General features: G+C 50.4%; 14 protein-coding genes. 5 read left to right on the plus strand and 9 right to left on the minus strand.

Features of this window, described 5'->3' with window-relative positions:
* Nucleotides 1–11 precede the first annotated feature (11 nt).
* Nucleotides 12–1,349 carry a CitMHS family transporter gene (locus tag AAH446_RS03285; protein WP_342905283.1) on the minus strand — a complete coding sequence of 446 codons (1,338 nt, stop codon included), beginning with the start codon at nt 1,347–1,349 and terminating at the stop codon, nt 12–14.
* Nucleotides 1,350–1,420: 71 nt separating this feature from the next.
* Nucleotides 1,421–2,164: an acetoacetyl-CoA reductase gene (gene phbB / locus AAH446_RS03290; RefSeq protein ID WP_342905284.1), complete on the minus strand. Its 744-nt coding sequence runs from the start codon at nt 2,162–2,164 to the stop codon at nt 1,421–1,423.
* Between the two features lie 307 nt (nt 2,165–2,471).
* On the opposite strand from phbB, the gene AAH446_RS03295 reads away from it, so the two are divergent.
* A complete protein-coding gene (locus AAH446_RS03295) occupies nt 2,472–3,587 on the plus strand; it encodes a lactonase family protein (protein ID WP_342905285.1) in 1,116 nt (371 codons plus the stop codon).
* On the opposite strand, the gene AAH446_RS03300 is transcribed toward AAH446_RS03295, so the two are convergent.
* The 7 genes from AAH446_RS03300 to AAH446_RS03330 all read right to left on the minus strand — a co-directional run bounded on the left by AAH446_RS03300 (nt 3,565) and on the right by AAH446_RS03330 (nt 12,040).
* A complete protein-coding gene (locus AAH446_RS03300; RefSeq protein WP_342905286.1) occupies nt 3,565–4,503 on the minus strand; it encodes a LysR family transcriptional regulator in 939 nt (312 codons plus the stop codon). The genes AAH446_RS03295 and AAH446_RS03300 overlap by 23 nt on opposite strands.
* Before the next feature lie 3 nt (nt 4,504–4,506).
* Complete coding sequence (acnA, locus tag AAH446_RS03305; RefSeq protein ID WP_342905287.1) at nt 4,507–7,155, minus strand: aconitate hydratase; 2,649 nt, start codon at nt 7,153–7,155, stop codon at nt 4,507–4,509.
* A gap of 126 nt (nt 7,156–7,281) precedes the next feature.
* Nucleotides 7,282–7,956: a transporter substrate-binding domain-containing protein gene (locus AAH446_RS03310; protein ID WP_342905288.1), complete on the minus strand. Its 675-nt coding sequence runs from the start codon at nt 7,954–7,956 to the stop codon at nt 7,282–7,284.
* Nucleotides 7,940–9,325 carry an MFS transporter gene (locus tag AAH446_RS03315; RefSeq protein WP_342905289.1) on the minus strand — a complete coding sequence of 462 codons (1,386 nt, stop codon included), beginning with the start codon at nt 9,323–9,325 and terminating at the stop codon, nt 7,940–7,942. The genes AAH446_RS03310 and AAH446_RS03315 overlap by 17 nt, the downstream gene beginning before the upstream one ends.
* An 11-nt stretch (nt 9,326–9,336) precedes the next feature.
* Nucleotides 9,337–10,227, minus strand: coding sequence for an amidohydrolase family protein (locus AAH446_RS03320; RefSeq protein WP_342905290.1), 891 nt, complete (start codon nt 10,225–10,227; stop codon nt 9,337–9,339).
* Nucleotides 10,228–10,255: 28 nt separating this feature from the next.
* Complete coding sequence (locus AAH446_RS03325) at nt 10,256–10,915, minus strand: arylsulfatase (protein ID WP_342905291.1); 660 nt, start codon at nt 10,913–10,915, stop codon at nt 10,256–10,258.
* Between the two features lie 54 nt (nt 10,916–10,969).
* Nucleotides 10,970–12,040 (minus strand): isocitrate/isopropylmalate dehydrogenase family protein, encoded by a 1,071-nt coding sequence (locus tag AAH446_RS03330; protein WP_342905292.1) that lies wholly within the window; start codon nt 12,038–12,040, stop codon nt 10,970–10,972.
* A gap of 325 nt (nt 12,041–12,365) precedes the next feature.
* Here AAH446_RS03330 and otnK point away from each other — a divergent pair, with 325 nt between their 5' ends.
* The 4 genes from otnK to AAH446_RS03350 all read left to right on the plus strand — a co-directional run bounded on the left by otnK (nt 12,366) and on the right by AAH446_RS03350 (nt 16,143).
* On the plus strand, nt 12,366–13,616 hold the full coding sequence (gene otnK / locus AAH446_RS03335; protein WP_342905293.1) for a 3-oxo-tetronate kinase: 1,251 nt from the start codon (nt 12,366–12,368) through the stop codon (nt 13,614–13,616).
* Nucleotides 13,609–14,247 (plus strand): 3-oxo-tetronate 4-phosphate decarboxylase, encoded by a 639-nt coding sequence (gene otnC, locus AAH446_RS03340; protein WP_342905294.1) that lies wholly within the window; start codon nt 13,609–13,611, stop codon nt 14,245–14,247. Before otnK ends, otnC begins: the two co-directional genes overlap by 8 nt.
* Before the next feature lie 99 nt (nt 14,248–14,346).
* Nucleotides 14,347–15,717, plus strand: coding sequence for an NAD-dependent succinate-semialdehyde dehydrogenase (locus AAH446_RS03345; protein ID WP_342905295.1), 1,371 nt, complete (start codon nt 14,347–14,349; stop codon nt 15,715–15,717).
* Between the two features lie 12 nt (nt 15,718–15,729).
* Complete coding sequence (locus tag AAH446_RS03350; protein WP_342905802.1) at nt 15,730–16,143, plus strand: cupin domain-containing protein; 414 nt, start codon at nt 15,730–15,732, stop codon at nt 16,141–16,143.
* The last annotated feature ends 31 nt before the right edge of the window (nt 16,144–16,174 follow it).

Genomic DNA, 16,174 nt, shown 5'->3' on the forward strand with positions numbered 1-16,174 from the left:
AGCCTTTTTCTTCACGGTGCCGTGGAGTAAAGCGGATATAACCCCAGTAGCAAAGCTGAACCGAGAAAGATCATGCACAACAAAAATGCCCATTTGAAGGTATATTTTTGATGATCGCTGAACTCCACGCCTGCCAGTCCTACCAGTAAATAAGTCGATGCGACTAGTGGGCTAAGCAGGTGTACGGGTTGCCCTACCAACGAGGCACGACCAATTTCAATCGGGTCGATACCGTAAACTTTGGCCGCTTCCGCGAGCACGGGCAATACACCATAATAAAACGCATCATTAGACATAAAGAAAGTTCCAGGAAGGCTAATCAGCGCTGTAATGGGTGCCATATAGGGTCCCCATGAGTCAGGAAGCACATCCAGCAGCGTGCCGGACATTGCCGTTACCATGCCTGTCCCGGACAAGATCCCTGCAAAAATGCCTGCAGCCAGGAAAATTGAGGTTTGATTCAGCGCTGCCGGGGCATGTGCAGCAATGCGCTGACGCTGCGCGTCGATATGGGGATAGTTGATTAACAGTGCCAGAGCAAAGGCCACCATAAACAGCACCGACAATGGCAATACTTCAATCACCAGCGACGTCATAAGTACCACAGTCAATCCGGCATTCAGCCAGAAAAGCTTAGGTCGACGTAGCTCTTCATTCACTTCATTAATGGCGGGCAAGTAGCTTTCCGCATCTTCCTCCAACGTCGAATCATGGCGATTATTTTGGATGCTAAGTTTCCCGAGCCGGCTGCGTTCGCGGATCCCGATATACCAGGAAAGAACCATCACACCAACGAATCCGCACATCATGGAAGGTATAAGCGGCACAAATACATCAGCAGATTCTACTTTGAGTGATGCAGCAACACGCGCCACCGGTCCACCCCACGGCAATAAGTTAGTGATACTTGCAGAGAGGAATACAACGCAGGTTAGTGCCAGAGGATCAAGACGGATTCGCTTGAACAAGGGTAGCATCGCCGTTACGCAAATCATGTAGGTGGTGGAACCATCGCCATCCAGCGAGACCAACGCTGCCAGAACGGCACTACACATGACAGCTTTAACCGGATCACCATTAATAATGCGCAGGAAAAAACGAATAATAGGATCAAATAATCCGGTGTCGAACATAGTACTGAAATAAAGGATGGCGAAGATTACCATTACAGCCGTGGGAGCGACTTTCTTTAATCCATCAATCATCATATCGCCCATTTCGTTACCGAATCCGCCTATTAAGGCAAAAATAATGGGAATAAGTATCAGAGCGACCAGAGCGGAAAGTTTCTTGGCCATAATCAGGATCATAAAGACCACAATCATGCCATAACCCAGAAGAGAGAGCATAAATCCTCCTGCACCTGTCTTTGACAGATGCTATTTAAATAGTTGTTTTTAACTGTCTGGTAAGGGAGTATTTAACTCATATGCATGCCGCCGTTGACTGAGAAGTTCGCACCGGTCGCGTAACCTGATTCATCGGAAGCTAGCCATGCGCATATCGAAGCGACTTCTTGTGGCGATCCCAGGCGTCGTACTGGAATTTCCTGCACAATTTTGTCAATGACCTGTACGGGGGTGACGGTTTTTAGTTTACTGGTAGCGAGGTAGCCGGGTGACACGGTATTTACGGTAACGCCACGCGCCGACACTTCGCGTGCAAGTGCCCGGGTGAAGCCGCGTACCGCGTATTTTGCCGTTGAGTAATTTACTTGTCCTACAGTACCAATTTGCGCATTCAATGAGGAAATATTAATGATACGTCCCCATCCCCGCGACATCATGCCATCAATAACCTGCCGGGTGACGTTAAATAACGAGTTCATGTTGGTGTCAATAACTGCCCGCCACTCCTGAGGATGCATTTCCCGGAATAATGCATTTCGTGCTGTTCCGGCATTATTAATAAGCACGTCTATTTCGCCAATTTCACGTCGAATCTTATCAAAAGCCTCAACCGCTGAATGCCAGTCGGCCACGTTTCCCTCAGAAGCAATAAAATCAAAGCCGAGCTTTTTATTATCATCCAGCCAGGATTGTTTACGTTTAGAGTCAGGCCCACAGCCAGCGATAACTTTAAAACCATCTTTTGCCAGACGACGGCAGATTGCTGTCCCAAGACTTCCCATCCCTGAAGTGACATACGCGATACGTTGGGTCATTTTTTTCTCCCGAAGGCTTTTATTAACAGTTTTTACTTGTTGTTAACAGTAAGCGGCCTTCAACCCATTTCTGCAATCTGACCGCGCCGGAAATGTGAGCAAGATCGGCTAATTTCTGCTTTTAAGTGATTTCAAATGCAATAATGCAGATTGAGATATTAATCAGGATTCCATCAAAAACATGAAACATGACGGCAAATTACTGATAAAAACAGGTAGTGAATTGAAATGGGTTGCCTTATGTGACGAGGTTCACATAGCGGAATTTGCACTTATAGTAATATAAATGCAAATAAATGAGGGATTTATGACATTTGCGTATATTGGTTGCCGCACCTCTGCATGGCGTGGTGCGCGGGGAAGAGGTATAGAGGTGTATCGTATGATGGCATCCGGCGAATGGAAACATCTACAGTCGGTTGAATCCGTTCAGGAAAATCCTTCCTGGCTCACCCTTGATCCACGGCGTAACCGTTTATACGCTCTCCATGGTGATGGTGATAAAGTGGCCGTATTCGATCGCGATCCCGCCACCGGCTTGCTTACTCTACTCAATGAACAAACCACCGGTCCGCGTCGGATGCATCCCGATCTGGAGCCTGTGCGACGTAATAATCCTGTCGGCGCGGCGTTAACGCCTGACCATGATGCGTTGCTGATTGCCAATCATGAAGGCGGTAATATTGCAGCGCTCGCTATCGAAGCTCAGGGGTTACGTCCTCCTTTTCACCTTGCTCAGATACCCGGACGCCCCCAGAGTGCCAGTATGCCCCCTTCGCTTTCCCGTCCACATGAGATTGTTTTTGCCCCTGAGGGCGACTTCTTTGCAGTGCCTGTACAAGGTCGTGCCGCAGGCAACGGCATTGATATGATCCGGCTTTACCGGTGGTATGAGGAACAGTGTCACCTTATAGATGAAGTAGAGCTGTCCGAGGGCAGCTGGCCCCGCCACGTGGATTTCCATCCGGGTGGCCAGTGGCTGTATAGCATCAGCGAACTGAGCAGCACCCTGTCAGTGCTTGATGTCGACCTGGGGCGGGGTACGCTGGCCTTAAAACAAACTCTCAGCACATTACCGAAAGGTTACAGTGAGCGCAGCGACGCCAGTGAAATCGAAGTGCATCCGGGCGGTAAGTTTTTATATGCTGCCAACCGCGGCCATGACAGTATTGGTGTGTTCGCTATAGATCAATTAACAGGCACATTGACCCCCGTTGGCTGGGTACCCTGCGGCGGTAAAACACCACGCTTCACCACCCTTTCGCCGGATGGTCACCAGTTTTTCAGCGCTAATGAAGAGTCTGATAATATCCAGGTGTTCAATGTAGATGGCGAAACCGGAATGTTGTCTAAAACTGACATTACCATTGAAACCGCCAGCCCTACCTGCATCTGCTTCGCTAGCGCAGGCCAGCGTCTCTGACTGAATTACCTTCTTCCTGAACGCAATGCCTGTGGGCAGGCGTAAGAGTTTCAATCAGGGTTTTTACTGACGGCGAGGCAAGTTTAAAATCCTTCACGCCAATCAGTAATTCCCTTTTTGCCCATGGCTCGGCCAGCGGGATGATGCGAACGCCACGGTGTAGAGAAGCTGGCACAATCTCATTGACCGGTAATATGGCTATGCCGAGCTGCTGACTCACCAGTTCCGCCATTGATACAAAGCTGCTGATGCGCAGACTGATATTTAACGTTTTGCCCAGCTTACGCGCCTCGCGATCGATAATATGGCTCACCGCGCTGTCACGATGTGGACCAATTATTTTTTCATCAACGATATCTTCCATTTTCAGCGAGCTGCGTTTTTCCAGAGGATGGCCAGGGCCGAGTAAAACGGACAGCTGATCATGCTGCCAGGGCCACACTTCAACTCCGGAAACGGGTGTCCAGCTGGAGAAAAATCCAACGTCGGCGTTCCCCTCAAGCAGCCCCTGTACCACGCCAACGCCGGTATGTTCCTCAATATCGATATCAGTCTGTGGATAGTTAGTCAGAAACTGACTGACAGCACGCGGCAGGTACTGCATCAGAGCGGCTGATATAGTGAAAATACGAATATGTCCGCGAACTCCTGCCGCATAATCACTTAACTCCTCTTCCATTTGCTCAAGATTACGGAAAATCTGTCTTGCATGGTAAAGCAGTGAATGCCCGGCGGGCGTCAGTTCAATACCTCGCGGCAGACGGAGCATTAACTGTGTGCCAACCTGCTGCTCAAGTTCGGCAATACGTTTGCTGACTGCCGACACGGCTGTATGCTTGCGTCGCGCAGCATGTGTGAGGTTCTGCTCCTCGGCGACAGCGACAAAAATCGACAGTGAAACCAGATCGTATCGCATGCTTTATCCCTTGAGTGCCTGCTGAATAACATAAGGTAGAATGCCACCATGGCGCAGGTAGCGCAGTTCCTGCTGCGAGTCTATCACCGCCCTCAACTCAAGTTCACCCAGAAGCATGCCATCACGGCTGATGCGCAGCGTTACCGGAGTATTACCGGGTGCCAGAGAAGTAAGGCCATCAAAATCAAGCGTTTCACGCCCATCCAGCGCAGGAAGACGAGCGGCATCCCCCTTCAGAAAATGCAACGGTAAAATCCCCATCCCTATAAGATTGCTACGATGAATACGCTCGAAGCTATTCGCCACTACCGCCTTTACGCCCATTAATGCCTGTGCTTTAGCTGCCCAGTCGCGGCTTGAACCTGCACCATAACGCTCTCCGGCAAACACAACCAGGGGCGTACCACGTGCCAGCCAGCTTTGCGCAGCCTCACAGGCTGGCAGGATCTGTTGACGATCGGCATCCCAGGCAAAGCCACCGCCGCCGCGCATTGCTTCCGGCAGTAACCGATTGACCAGCGCTTTGTTGGTAAAAGCGCCACGCACCATCACTTCATGGTTACTTCGTCGCGTAGAATAGAGGTTCAAATCCTGCGGATTTTCATGGCGCTCGATAAGCCACTTTCCAGCCGGACTTAAGGCAGGTATCGCTCCTGCCGGTGAAATATGATCGGTGGTGATATCATCGCCAAACCACAAAAACGGGCGTGCACCGTTTAACGTTAAGGGTGCGGCAGGATCGCGTGGCAGACGCTCAAGGTAGCCAGGCCGGCGCAAATAGGTTGAGCTTGCCTCCCAGGGATAGTGGACACTCCCTGGCGCGGCAATCTTTTGCCAGTGAGGCGTGCCCTGCCAGATAATGTCACGACGTTTTACATAATGGTCACGTTTCATGACACGCTTCACCCAGAGATCTACCTCTTCCCGCGCAGGCATCAGGTCACGCATCAGAATGGGCTGCTGTTGGTCATCAAAACCCAGCGCCTGATGAAGCAGATCATGAGAAATATGGCCTGCCAGCGCCCAGGCAATCACAAGCGCGGGCGAGGTGAGATAACCATGGCCCAGGCTGGGATTAACGCGACGTGGGAAGTTGCGGTTGCCGGAAAGCACGCACACTGCCTGCAATCCCTCATTAACCAGTTCTTCCATCGCAGGTTTTAGCGCCCCCGAACTGCCGATGCAGGTCATGCACCCATAACCGGTAACGTCGAAACCGACTTTTTCAAGTTCAGCCAGCAGGCCTGACTCACTGAGGTAATCCGTTACGGCACGGGAACCGGGAGAGAAGGAGGTTTTAACCCAGGGTTTAGGTCGTAATCCGTGCCGCGCCGCATTACGGGCAAATAAAGCCGCCTGAATAACGAGCCAGGGATTTGCCGTGGTCGTGCAGCTGGTAATAGCCGCGATGGCTACCGCACCCTGGTGAATCGCTTCGGGATAAACGTCATGGAACCAGGTCTCTGCCTGCACCTTTTCAGGCAGGCTCTTCCTGAAGCTCTCTGCAGCAAAGCTCAGGGGAATTTGTTGATGTGGATTATAAGGACCGGCCATGCATGGCTCGATGGTACCGAGATCAAGCTCTATCAGCTGAGTAAATTTCGGTTGAGGTGAATTCGCGCTGCGCCACAAATGCTGCTGCTTCATGTAGGTCTTGATGATTTCCTGCTTTTCCGTCGTGCGCCCGGTCATATGCAGATAATCAGCACTGCGTTCATCAAAAGGAAAAAATACCACTGTCGCCCCATATTCGGGCGCCATATTGGCAATGGTGGCTCGCGATTCGACGGGCATGGTATGCAGTGAAGGTCCGGTAAACTCCACAAACTTTCCTACTACGCCTTTCTCACGAAGCAGGCGCGTGATGTGTAGAGCAAGATCGCTGTCGCTGACATCCTGCGCTAACCTGCCTGAAACTGAAATTCCAATCACCTCAGGATAAAGTAGCGTGACAGGCTCTCCAAGCAGCGCAGCCTGGCCTTCCAGTCCCCCTACTCCCCATCCGAGGATGCCTAACGCGTTAATCATAGACGTATGGCTGTCGGTTGCGATCATGCAGTCTGAGTGCAGCAGAGCCACACTCTCACGCTCGTCAACGGTGACCACTTCTGCAACCGCTTCAAGATTCATCAGATGAATAATACCGGTTCCGGGTGGAATGACGCGAAAGTTATCCAGGCTCTGTTCAGCCCAGCGAATGAAGCGATAGCGCTCCGCATTACGCCGAAAATCAAACTGTAGATTTTCTTCCAGCGCGTCTGGCGTAGCGTAGCTTTCAACGATCACGGAGTGATCGATGGTTAACACAGCCGGAATATGCGGATTGATAGTGCGTGGATCGCCTCCCAGCTCAGCGGTTAAATCACGCATCGCTGCGAAGTCCGCCAGGGCGGGCAGACAGGTCGTATCGTGGAACATTAACCGATCGGGATAAAATTCAACCTCCCCTGGCATGGCTTCCGCATTGAGCATGCCAAGAAATTTCGGCAACGTCTGTGGTGAACGCAGCGCGACATTCTCCAGCAGAATGCGTAAACAAAAAGGCAGCGTTTGCAGCTGCTCCAGGGGGATTAGTTGGGTCAGGTCGAGAAAATGATAGGGGTGCTCATCAATGACCAGGGTGGTGCGTTTCAGAACTGAGGACGATGTCATAAAAACCTTCCGTTACCACGGTAGCCATATGTGCTTTTACAGATAAGGGTGCCATGTCGGGAAAGGGATGAAAATTGAACCTTTAATAAGGTAGCGTTCTCGAAAAGAGAACGCTAAGGGGAGATATTATTCAGACAGTTGCTGGTCAATAATGGTCTGAATAGTGCCATCTTCCTGCCAGCTCGTCAGTAATGATCTGATTTTTTCATACAAATCAGCACGCTGACGCGGGACGCAAATCGCCTGATTGATGGCGCCGAAATTGTCCGGCAGGACCCGGTAGCCTGCATTCAGACTGGCGGTACGCTCCAGAGGCTGACGGATGCCGGCAGCCATGTCGCCTTCTCCTCTGAGAAAGGCATCAATGGCTTCCTGCGACGAACTGAGCCGGTTCAGGCTGGCGTGCTGTAACTGACGCGTAAGATGCAGATCGTACGCTGCGCCCTTACCCACGTTTATTACCACCTCAGCTTTATCCATCTGAGCAACGCTTTGCCATTCGCTCTCTGCTTTTACCAGCACGGTACCCTGAATGGTAATATAAGGTTGCGTGAACCGCAGCACCTCTTCACGTAAGGGATCGACAGCGAGAAAGGCAATATCCCATTGGTCCACATCATTTACCACTTTCCCAGCGGCAGGATAGGTAACAAACCGCGCGGTAGATCCCAGCGCAGCAGCCAGCTTACCGGCAATTTCAACAGTAATACCACCTGGCCTCCCGTCCGGAAGGCTTTTTGCCAGCACAGCATTCCCGAGATTTATAGCAAAGCGTAATTCATTTTCAGCGATAGTTGGCATGCAGTTCCTCCGTAACGGGGTCATTATTATCCTGTTGATGGGGCGCAAAGTTCAGCCTTTGTATTTTGCCCGCCACAAACAGATAACAGCAGAGGTTCAGGAAAGCGCAGACGCCCACAAAGATAAGTGCACCGTTAAAGGAACCGGTATCCTTAATGATATAGGCAATAATAATCGGGGTGAAAATTCCGGAGATATTACCGATCATATTAAATAATCCCCCGCTCAGTCCGATAGCTTCTTTCGGGGAGAAGTCTGAGACGACGCACCAGCCCATGGCACCAAAACCTTTGCCGAAGAAGGCCAGCGACATAATTGCCACCACAATCCAGGCCGAATCGACATAGTTGCAGATGACCATGCTAACCGCCAGTAGCATGCCGATAACGATAGGTGTTTTACGTGCTGCCGAGAGGCTAAATCCACGCTGCAGCATATAATCGGATAATACACCGCCCAGTAACGCACCCGCACAGCCACACAGTGCAGGAAGCGATGCGACAAAACCCGCTTTCAGGATCGTCATGCCACGATCGTGGACCAGATATACCGGGAACCACGTCAGGAAAAAGTAAGAAAGTACGGTAAAGAAAAACTGTCCCATGTAAACACCCAGCGCGAGTCGGCTGGTAAGCAGCTTTTTCGTATAGCCTTTGTTGCTGGTATCGCCTTTTTTGGTCGCTTTCAGGTTGGTCAGGCCGCCCCCGGACTGGATATATTCCAGCTCGGCATTATTCACCAGCGGATGCACTTTAGGCGTATCAGCCAGAACGCGGCTCATGATCAGGGAGATAAGTATGCCAATGCCGCCCATTAGCCAGAACACCGATTCCCAGCCGAAATGATAAGAAAACCAGCCCATCAGAGGAAGGAAAACAACCAGAGCAAAATATTGCGCAGCGGTGGTAAAGCCCGACGCCTTGCCGCGTTCACGCGCTGGAAACCATGCCGCCAGAAAACGTGAGTTAGCTGGCAGGGTAGGCGCTTCGATAAGGCCCATCATAAAGATAAAGCCGAAAATCATTACGCGTGTCACCCATACGTTTTCAAATGAGGTACTGAACCCCACCAGGAAAACAAAAAATGACCATGAAAAAACACCGATGACCAACACTTTTTTAGAACCAAAACGGTCGAGTAACCAGCCGCCAGGATACTGTCCGAGCACATATGCCCAGGTAAAGGTTGAGAGCAAATAACCCAACGCGACAATATCAAGTCCAGCTGCTTTTACCATATCCGTGCCCGCAATCGAGAACGTCGCACGGTCGCCATGATTCAGGGCGATACTAAGAAAAACCATCAGCAGAATCATATAACGATAATGCGTAGGTCGATTTTTTCGTACAGTTGAATTAAGAGTAATCATTCTATTCGGCCTTATCTGGCAATCGATTGATTAAATCGGTAAAGTTCAGCCGGGTTTGCCACAAATAACTTGTGCCGAACCTGTTCATTTCCTGCCCAGTGGTAAATTTTTGAAAGAATTAATGCATCATCTGGCATTTTTTTATTTGCGCTTATTAAATTTGGGTGCGGCCAGTCGCTGCCCCATAACACGCGTTCAGTGGCTTCTTGCAGAAAACTTTTTATTAAGGCTGACATATCGGACACATCCTCATGCGCCGACTGATGATAAAGAGCGGAAAGTTTGACCCAACATTGCCCTCTTTCAATCAGTTCCCAGGCCAGACGCCAGGCCGGGTGCAGCATAGGTTGTGGTTGAGGCAGACGGAAAAAGTGGTCGATAACCAGATTGCCGGGCACCTGAAGCAGAACCGGACGCAGGGCGCAAAGACGTTCTGCAGTGGCATGGATCTGAATATGCCACCCTCTCTCAGCCACACGATGTGCCAGAGGTAAGAGCATTTCAGGTGTGGTGGCACTGCCTGCACCAAAGTTAAAACGTATGCCGGTCACGCCCGCCTGGCCTAAAGCATCCAGTTCTGCATCCTTAACGTCATACGTGATCACAGCTTCTCCCCGGGCAGCATCGCCAAAGCGCCGTAGCGCTTCCAGCATACAGCGGTTATCCGTATCATAAGAGGAAGGCTGAACCACTACATGACGCTTAAAACCGAGATGTTCTTTAAACTGCAAATAATTATCGACGGTGGCATCAGGTAAATTACGCCGATCGTCAGGCGAATAAGGAAATCTTCTGTCAAATATATGATGATGACAGTCACAGCTATTTTCCGGCAAAACGATATCAGGCAATGATGAAATATGGCTGTATTTCAACCTTGCCAGTAAATATTGACTGTTCACGGCCTTGCCTTAATTAATCCGAAGCGGATCAGAATGAATTCATTAAGCGTTTCAATTTCACAACGGCAGCCTGAGGGCTACTTAAAACCGGACAAGTGACTGCTGCCTTGATCTCTTCATAAGCTACCTCCATAGAGAAGTGCGCTAACACAATCGCGTCAGCATGTTGATGCTGGCGGGCAGCTTCAACAACAAGCTGATTATGTAAGGCAACATTGCCCGCGCTTAATGCGTCACGCGCGCCTTCAACCACCGCAGTGGTCAGCTTTGCGCCTGACCCTTCGGCCATGGCGAGTTCATGAAACTCCGCTTCCATACTGGGAACAGCAGGTGCGAAAGTCGCTAACATGACAATATCTTTGCCCTTCTCCAGCGCCGCTTCAAACATAGCCTCATTGGGTTTCAGAACAGGCAGAGGATGGATTTCAGCACTGGCATCAATGGCTTCTCCGAGTGCAGAGCAGGTAAACAAAATAGCCGCGGCATCAATACTGACCGCATAATCCACCAGTGAATTTATACGCTGATAAAAATTGGGCGTAAGTGTGGTGACTTTGCCGCGATCGCTGCTTAATGAGTCATCCAGCAGATTACTGATATTCGCTTCGGGCCACTGGCGTTCGAAAGTGTCATTAATAGGGCCAACTGCCAGTGGCGTAGCGTGAATTAATACAATGCGTTGACTCATTATCCTCTCCATGAAAACAGGCTGCCCTCTCTGGCGGCAGCCTCATGTCGTCAATTAAGCGCGGATTACCGCAGCGACTTTTTCGGAAAATGCTTTCGTACCGCAGCTGCCGCCCAAATCGGGTGTGCGGGTTTCAGGGTTTTCCAGCACTTCATCTACCGCACGGTTGATCTCTTCTGCCGCCTTCAGGAATTTAGGCTGATTATGCTTCTCGGCATACCATGCCAGCATCATCGCAACTGAGAGGATCATTGAAACCGGATTGGCCTTGTCCTGATTCTGGATATCCGGTGCTGAACCGTGTTGCGCCTGAGCACAGCAATGCGTATCGCTGGCCATAATCGAACCAGCCAGACCCAGACTGCCTGACAGTTCACTGGCCAGATCGCTGATAATGTCACCGTAGAAGTTAGTCGCAACCAGCACGTCGAAGCGTTCCGGATTACGCACCAGGTGCGCGGTAGAGGCATCAACCAGCAGATCGTCCAACTGGACTTCCGGAAACTCTTTCGCCACGTCGCGGACGGCTTCCAGGAAGAGACCGTCGGTCATATGGAAGCTGTTAGCTTTATGAATCGCGGTAACTTTCTTGTTACGCTGCATGGCCAGTTCAAACGCTTTGCGTGCAATACGCTCTGAACAGTGGCGGGTGATTTTACGGGTAGAGAGCGCCATGTCCGGGCTGGGCATCACTTCGCCCCAGCCGCGCGACATGTTGCGATCCGGGTAAAACCCTTCAGTGGCTTCACGCATGATCACCAGATCCATTGTCTTACCTTCCTTCATGTTTGAAGTCAGGAATGGACGGGTGCGCGCAGGACGGACGTTAGCATAAAGATCAAGACCGATACGGAAACCGGCAGAAACGTTACGTCCACCTTTCTCTGGCGCAGGGTAATCGGCATGTGACTGTGTGCCGAGGATGATGCCGTCGTACGTTTTCGCTTTATCTAAAGATTCCTGACGCAGCGTGGTGCCATGAAGCTCAAGGCTCTTAAAGCCAACGTCTTCGTAGTCAAATTCAAAACCCAGGTTGAAAGTTTTATCTAATGAATTCAGTACGGTTACCGCAGCTGAGGTGATTTCAGGGCCAATACCGTCACAAGGCAGAATCAAAATACGCATATACACTCCAATTGATGGGTCAGTTTCGATTGCATTTTTATACCAATAAATGCACTGATTGCAAGGTGACACAGATCACATTTATCATACAAAAAATTCACATTACAGTGATTGTGTTATTTATCAGCAAGTTAGCGTCATGCTTTGTTTTAAGCCACCTATTCGCCCCTTTCCTCTCTGCTCTGAGCACCGAAGATGATTACTATGCCAGCCCTGATTTGTTAGCAGTATGTGATCTACAACACAAATTAACACCTGCTGCATTTGCATTTATCACCATACAAAAGCAGTATGTGGAAAACTGATAAGTAGGTAAGGATTAATCATGACAAAGTTAGGCGTTATCGCTGATGACTTTACCGGCGCAACTGATATAGCCAGTTTTATGGTCAATGCGGGCTGGAGAGTGGTGCTGTTTAACGGTGTGCCTGCGCAGACATTTGAGGCGGTAAATATTGATGCCATTGTTATTGCGCTGAAGAGCCGCTCCATTCCTGTGAAAGATGCCGTCAGCCAGTCGCTGGCTGCCGCCAACTGGCTGAAAGCACAAGGTTGTGAGCGCCAGTTTTTCAAATATTGTTCGACGTTTGATTCTACCGCGCAGGGCAATATTGGACCGGTAACGGATGCGCTTATGGAAAACCTTGAAACGCGCATGACGCTGGTCTGCCCGGCAGTGCCGGATAACGGCCGGACCATTGTTCATGGCCATCTTTTTGTAAAAGGAGAGTTGCTGAACGAAAGCGGCATGCAGCACCATCCGGTCACGCCCATGACCCAGTCTTCCCTGAAAAAACTGATGGAAGCGCAGTCCGTTGGTTTATGCGGCAATATTTCTCTCGACGCCATAAAAAATCACCCTCAGCAGATAGCTGCCCGGATGGCGGAAAGTAATGCGAAATATATGATTTTTGATGTGCTGGATAATAGTGACCTGCTAACCGTAGCCCGTGAAACATCGGCATTTCCGCTGGTAACAGGCGCAGCGGGACTGGGATATGCTATCGCCACACTTGATGTGCAGCAGCAGCCTCTTCCCCGTAGCCCGATAAAAATAGAAGCCAAAGGTTTTAGCGTAATCCTTTCCGGCAGCTGCTCCTCTATGACTAATCAGCAGGTTGATTTTTACCAGCAACGCGCTTCCGCGCTGGCGTTAAATGTAGAAAAAATCATTCATGATGAGGGTTATATTCAGTCGGTAATCAGCTGGGTATGCGCTCATGCAAGTGAAGCGTTAGCCCCGCTGGTGTACGCCACACAGCCACCACAACTAATCGAAATAATTCATAAAAACTACGGCCCGGAATTTGTGAGTGAAAAAATTGAATGTTTCTTCTCTGCGCTTGCCCAGCAATTAAACGAAGCGGGTTTCAATAAATTTATTGTAGCCGGCGGTGAAACCTCAGGCGCGGTTGTTCAGGGGCTGAATATTAATGGCATGGTTATTGGCGATACCGTCGCTCCAGGGGTGCCGTGGACACAAGCTCTGGGTGAGAAAAAATGGGTGATCCTTAAATCGGGTAACTTTGGTACTAGTGACTTTTTCCTGAAAGCACAGGAGCATTTTGATGAATGAGACACAACTACGCCAGGATTTAGTTCGGTACGCTCGCTCAATGTACGAACGCGGTTACAGCAGCGGTGGCGCCGGTAATATCAGCCTGAAACTGCCGGATGGTAATGTACTGGCCACCCCTACTAACTCCAGTTTTGGCGATTTGGATCCGGCCACCCTGAGCAAAGTGACCATGGATGGCGAACTTCTGGATGGGCATAAGGCATCGAAAGAGATCCTGATGCACCTTGCCATCTACCGTCAGCGTCCGAAGTGTGGCGGCATTGTACATCTGCATTCCCCCTGGCTGACGGCCCTCTCATGCATGCCTGGTCTCAATTATGAAAATGCCCTGCCGCCAATAACGCCCTACTACGTTATGCGTGTCGGTAAGTTGCCGGTGATACGCTATATTCGCCCTGGCTCGCCACTCATTGCTGAGGAAGTGGAAAAACTGGCAGCCGAACACAATTCTCTTCTTCTGGCCAATCATGGCCCCATTATTTCAGGTAAAGACATCCGTGAAGCGGTATTTAATGCCGAAGAGCTTGAGGAGACGGCAAAGCTTTATTTCATGCTCAAACCTTATGGCATGACAAGCTTAACCGATGAAAATGTCGAAGAGTTAAATTCTCTGTTCAATATGAAGTGATTACATTAATCCTGTGCATTTGGTTGCACAGGGATAAGCCTGCCTGAAAAGTAAATGCGCATTCACTTTACGATTTCTGAAGCTGATAAAGGCCCAATCATGATTGTCACTGTTAACCCATCCACGGGGCGCAAAATTGCTGAATATGAACTGCATTCAGCTTCCGAAGTTGATGAACGCATTGAGGCTGCTCATCAGGCCCAAAAAATCTGGGGCAGAAAGCCGGTATCTGAACGCGTCACCCTTCTGACAAGCGTTGCTGAAGTACTGCGCCGCAATAAAGCGCGTTATGCCGCTACTATTACCGGGGAGATGGGAAAACCGCTGGCTGAAGCGGAAGCCGAAGTTGAAAAGTGCGCCGTCACCTGTGAGTTTTATGCTAGTAATGCTGAAAAATACCTTGCGGATGAACACGTTGAAAGTAATGCTTCCGACAGTCGTGTCGTGTTCGATCCGCTCGGCGTGGTACTGGCAATCATGCCATGGAATTATCCCTTCTGGCAGTTTGTTCGTTTTGCGGCCCCTGCCCTGGCTGCAGGCAATGGCGCCCTGCTCAAACATGCTAATAACGTAGCCTCATGCGCAATACAGCTGGAGGCGCTGTTCCGTGAGGCCGGGACGCCGGAAGGCCTTATCAGTACGCTGATGATAAATTCTACTGATGTTGCTGGGGTGCTTGCCGACGAGCGCGTCGCCGCAGTTACCCTGACCGGTTCCACACACGTAGGCAAAATCGTGGCGGCTCAGGCGGGCAGCCTGATGAAAAAACAGGTTTTGGAGCTGGGCGGTTCCGATCCCTTTATTGTGCTGGCAGATGCTGACATCGAGCTGGCGGCGAAAATGGCCGTTAAGGCGCGCTTTGCTAACACTGGCCAGAGCTGCATTTCTTCCAAACGCTTTATTGTCGATGCTTCCGTCGCAGACCGCTTCGTGAAGCTGTTCTGTGAAGGCGTGAGAACGTTGAAAACCGGAAATCCTCTCGACCGCGAGAATGATATCGGTCCAATGGCGCGTGAAAATTTGCGGGATGCCCTGCATGCTCAGGTTGAGCGCAGCCTGAGCGAAGGAGCACAGTTAGTGCCTGGCGGTCAGCCCATCGTGAGCGAAGGCTATTATTATCTGCCAACCGTACTCGATCACGTTACGCCACAAATGACGGCGGCGATTGAAGAAACCTTCGGGCCGGTCGCAGCGATCATTCGCGTACAGTCTGAGGAGGAGGCAATTGCTGTTGCCAATAATACTGAGTTCGGTTTGGGTGCTGCGGTGTGGACATCCAACACGGACAACGGCTATCGCCTTGCGCGCAGAATCGAAGCGGGTGCGGTATTCGTCAATGGTCTGGTCGCATCCGATGCACGTCTGCCGTTTGGCGGCATCAAACAATCCGGTTACGGACGTGAACTAGGCGGATTTGGCATCCGTGAATTCACTAACATTAAAACGCTCTGGATTGGCCCGGCAGATTAAAAGGTGAAAGGCATGATTAAGACTGCATCAAATTCTTATTTACTCAAGCCAGAAGATATTAAAAAGCATGACCGTGGCGGCGGTGCCAGCACCACGCCATTAGTCACGGCTGGCATGGGTGCCAGCGCCTTTATTACCGGTTATACGCAGTTTGAAGGCGGCGCAAAAATACCTTTTCACTTTCATAACTGTGAGGAAAGCGTGCTGCTGGTACAAGGCAATGCCATCTTCGACATCGACGGTCAGGAATTTGTGATCAAACCCCTGGATGTCACTTACATTCCTGCTGGCGTTCCGCACCGTTTCAGGAATGCTTCTGATACCGAACCCATGAAAATTATGTGGGTCTACGGCTCTCCTGATGCAAACCGCACGCTGGTTGAAACCGGAGAGACGCGGCCAATTGCGGCAGAGCATAAGAACTGATTCATTCAGTAAGGTAATAAACTATGAAATT

Origin of the sequence: Erwinia psychrophila (genome assembly GCF_039023475.1) — a bacterium.
In the GTDB taxonomy this organism is placed as follows: Bacteria; Pseudomonadota; Gammaproteobacteria; order Enterobacterales; family Enterobacteriaceae; genus Erwinia.

Bases quoted from the DNA above. Each gene is read 5' to 3' on its own strand.
- AAH446_RS03285 (WP_342905283.1), bottom strand. From the start codon at position 1,349: ATGCTCTCTCTTCTGGGTTATGGCATGATTGTGGTCTTTATGATCCTG.
- phbB (WP_342905284.1), bottom strand. From the start codon at position 2,164: ATGACCCAACGTATCGCGTATGTCACTTCAGGGATGGGAAGTCTTGGG.
- AAH446_RS03295 (WP_342905285.1), top strand. From the start codon at position 2,472: ATGACATTTGCGTATATTGGTTGCCGCACCTCTGCATGGCGTGGTGCG.
- AAH446_RS03300 (WP_342905286.1), bottom strand. From the start codon at position 4,503: ATGCGATACGATCTGGTTTCACTGTCGATTTTTGTCGCTGTCGCCGAG.
- acnA (WP_342905287.1), bottom strand. From the start codon at position 7,155: ATGACATCGTCCTCAGTTCTGAAACGCACCACCCTGGTCATTGATGAG.
- AAH446_RS03310 (WP_342905288.1), bottom strand. From the start codon at position 7,956: ATGCCAACTATCGCTGAAAATGAATTACGCTTTGCTATAAATCTCGGG.
- AAH446_RS03315 (WP_342905289.1), bottom strand. From the start codon at position 9,325: ATGATTACTCTTAATTCAACTGTACGAAAAAATCGACCTACGCATTAT.
- AAH446_RS03325 (WP_342905291.1), bottom strand. From the start codon at position 10,915: ATGAGTCAACGCATTGTATTAATTCACGCTACGCCACTGGCAGTTGGC.
- AAH446_RS03330 (WP_342905292.1), bottom strand. From the start codon at position 12,040: ATGCGTATTTTGATTCTGCCTTGTGACGGTATTGGCCCTGAAATCACC.
- otnK (WP_342905293.1), top strand. From the start codon at position 12,366: ATGACAAAGTTAGGCGTTATCGCTGATGACTTTACCGGCGCAACTGAT.
- otnC (WP_342905294.1), top strand. From the start codon at position 13,609: ATGAATGAGACACAACTACGCCAGGATTTAGTTCGGTACGCTCGCTCA.
- AAH446_RS03345 (WP_342905295.1), top strand. From the start codon at position 14,347: ATGATTGTCACTGTTAACCCATCCACGGGGCGCAAAATTGCTGAATAT.
- AAH446_RS03350 (WP_342905802.1), top strand. From the start codon at position 15,730: ATGATTAAGACTGCATCAAATTCTTATTTACTCAAGCCAGAAGATATT.